The organism is Neptuniibacter sp. (genome assembly GCF_024231755.1).
Lineage (GTDB): Bacteria > Pseudomonadota > Gammaproteobacteria > Pseudomonadales > Balneatricaceae > Neptuniibacter.
The window spans coordinates 1-2,486 of sequence record NZ_JAAEQH010000012.1; the positions used below are offsets into that span (position 1 = coordinate 1).

Annotated in this window: 2 protein-coding genes and 1 rRNA gene; 2 read left to right on the forward strand and 1 reads right to left on the reverse strand. The window is 45.0% G+C overall.

Annotated elements, in window-relative coordinates; translation table 11 throughout:
• The first annotated feature begins 18 nt into the window (after window positions 1–18).
• Both rrf and GY843_RS00410 read left to right on the forward strand, forming a co-directional pair.
• Window positions 19–134: ribosomal RNA gene (gene rrf, locus GY843_RS00405) — 5S ribosomal RNA — on the forward strand.
• A 469-nt stretch (window positions 135–603) separates the two neighbouring features.
• Window positions 604–1,410, forward strand: a complete 807-nt coding sequence (locus tag GY843_RS00410; protein WP_297305745.1) for an ABC transporter substrate-binding protein — start codon at window positions 604–606, stop codon at window positions 1,408–1,410.
• A 73-nt stretch (window positions 1,411–1,483) separates the two neighbouring features.
• Here the strand turns inward: GY843_RS00410 and GY843_RS00415 are convergent.
• A partial coding sequence (locus tag GY843_RS00415; RefSeq protein WP_297305746.1) for a methyl-accepting chemotaxis protein occupies window positions 1,484–2,486 on the reverse strand: 1,003 nt, incomplete at its 5' end.

Sequence of the window (2,486 nt, forward strand, 5' to 3'; positions counted from 1 at the left end):
CGAGTTGTAACAGTTTTGCTTGGCGACCATAGAGTTGTGGAACCACCTGAATCCATCCCGAACTCAGACGTGAAACGCAACATCGCCGATGGTAGTGTGGGGCTTCCCCATGTGAGAGTAGGTCATCGCCAAGCATTTAATTACGAAGAACCCCTATCGCTGACGCGGTAGGGGTTTTTTCGTTATTGAACCGGTGATCTATTGTTACTGCAAAGGGATCATGTGTACCCAAGGGGCATACAAACAACCGATGCGCCGCAGGTGCCAGGTTAAAGCGCCGAAGGCGTCGCGAAGCGAGTGGAAGCGCAGCTTTCAACTTATTGTAGGTCATTGCTCCTTACGCCTACTTCAGTTGGTCTGGAACTCAGCAGGCATCGCCTTTCAGGCAGCCTAAAGGCTGTGCAAAACGGCCTCCTGCCGTTTAGTCCCATGTGTACTTCACTACCGAGCGGGGCTTTTATCTGCTGAGTATGGAATTTCATTCCCTATTCTTTAAGTTTACTTTCAATTCTTCTTATATTGCCTCTTCAAAACTTGATCGATTTCGCTATGGATATCTATACTGCTTGATACCGACTTAGGTTTGTCTGGATAAGGCTGGTTATGATGTTGAAACTGAAGCGCTTTGTAATATCTCTCTTGGGTGTGTTGGCTGTAGGGCTATCAATGCCGACGGTGGCGGTAGAACAGTGTAAAAAGCTGACGGCTACTGGCAATTCAGAGTATCCGCCTTATTTATGGCGTGCAGAAGATGGTACTAAGGCTTTGCTCGGTGCAAATCGCTTAATCATTGATGAGTTGTCCAAACGCTTGGGTATTACTATTCAACTACAGGATGTGGGCTCTTGGGCTAGAGCCCAAGACATGCTGAGAACTGGGCGTATCGATTTGATGGCGGGAGCGTTTTTCACTATCCCGCGTATTCAATATATGGATTATGTTTATCCGGCTTTTTTAAACACAACAAGTGTTGTCTGGAAGAAAAAAGGTGGCGATTTTTCCTTCGCCGGTAACGAAGATCTTATTTCGCACTCAGGGGTAACTGTTATTAATAACAGTTTTGGACAAAGCTTCGATGTGTTTGCAAAAGAGAAGTTGGATCTAATGTATGTTGCTTCTTTGGAGCAGGCTTTCAAAATGATTAATCGAGGCCGTGCGGAATATGCTCTATATGAAAAGAACCCGGGGCTGGCTTATGCAGATCTGCTTGGGTTTAAAGAGTTGGATATTTTAGATCCTCCTATCAGTAGTGAAGGGCTATACCTTACCGTTTCGCATAAGTCGAAATGTAACTCAGGTCAGTTACGTGGCGCTTTAGCGAAGGCTGTTCATGAGATGATTGCAGATGGTTTTATGGATAAGGCTTTGCAGCAGGGCTTGCAGGATTGGAGTAGTTTTTCCAAAAAATAGCTGTGGATTTATAGGGATAAAGAAAACCCGGCTGATGCCGGGTTTTTTGTGCTAGAGAATAAGCGGTGGGCTTTTAGTGGAGCTGAGCTATAAGAGTTGTCAGTTTTTCACTGGCGTGTGACAGTTGTTCTGCTTGCTTCTTGTTGGTCTCTGCCGCAGCGCTTGTGTATTTAGTGAGTGAATTTGTTGTTTCGATGGTTCCCGCAATTTCAGATGTAACAGATGTTTGCTCTTCGGTTGAAGATGCAATTAAAACACTCATGTCATTAATATCACTGATAGAATTTCTGATAACTTTAATTGCTTGTTGCGCTTCCTTAGCGAGTTCGACTGTATCCAGAGCTGCTTGCTGCTGAACGCTCATTTTAGAGACGGTTTGTTCTGTTGTGCTGCTTAGTCGATTGATGATTGTTTGGATCTCGTCAGCAGATCTAGCAGTGTTTGCTGCCAGATTGCGAACCTCGTCTGCTACTACAGCAAAGCCCCGGCCTGTATCGCCGGCGCGTGCTGCCTCGATAGCGGCGTTAAGTGCTAATAGGTTAGTTTGTTCGGCGAAGCCTTGAATGACGCCAAGCACATTTTGAATTGCGATTGAGTCCTCTTGCAGTGCATTTAGTGAATCCGAGGTTGCAGCAATTTCCATATTTAACTGATCGATGTGATTTCCCGTCTCTTTTATTCTCTCGTATCCGGTAACCGCTAGCTGTGCTGCGTCCTGTGTGGCTGAGCTTGTTTGGCTTGCTCTGGTTGCCACTTCCATAAATGAGCCGTTAAGCTGCGTGATCTGTACTACTGCACTTTCAGTTGCTGACTGTTGTTGGTTTACTGTGCTTTCAAGTTGCCCTGCTTCTTGAATGGCATTGTTTTGTAGTTGTTTGAGATTATCTGTCTCAGTTCGTATCTCGTTTAGGAGTTTACTGAAGAAAGCCTGTAGCCTTTCAATTGATAAATGGAGTGTCTGTACTTCTGATAGTCGTGAGCTGATATTGATATTACCGCTAAACTGTCCGTGAGAGAGTTGGTCAATATATGCCGTAGTTTGGATGAGGATCTGACCTAGTTTTCTCAGTAAATAA

Bases quoted from the DNA above. Each gene is read 5' to 3' on its own strand.
- GY843_RS00410 (WP_297305745.1), top strand. From the start codon at position 604: ATGATGTTGAAACTGAAGCGCTTTGTAATATCTCTCTTGGGTGTGTTG.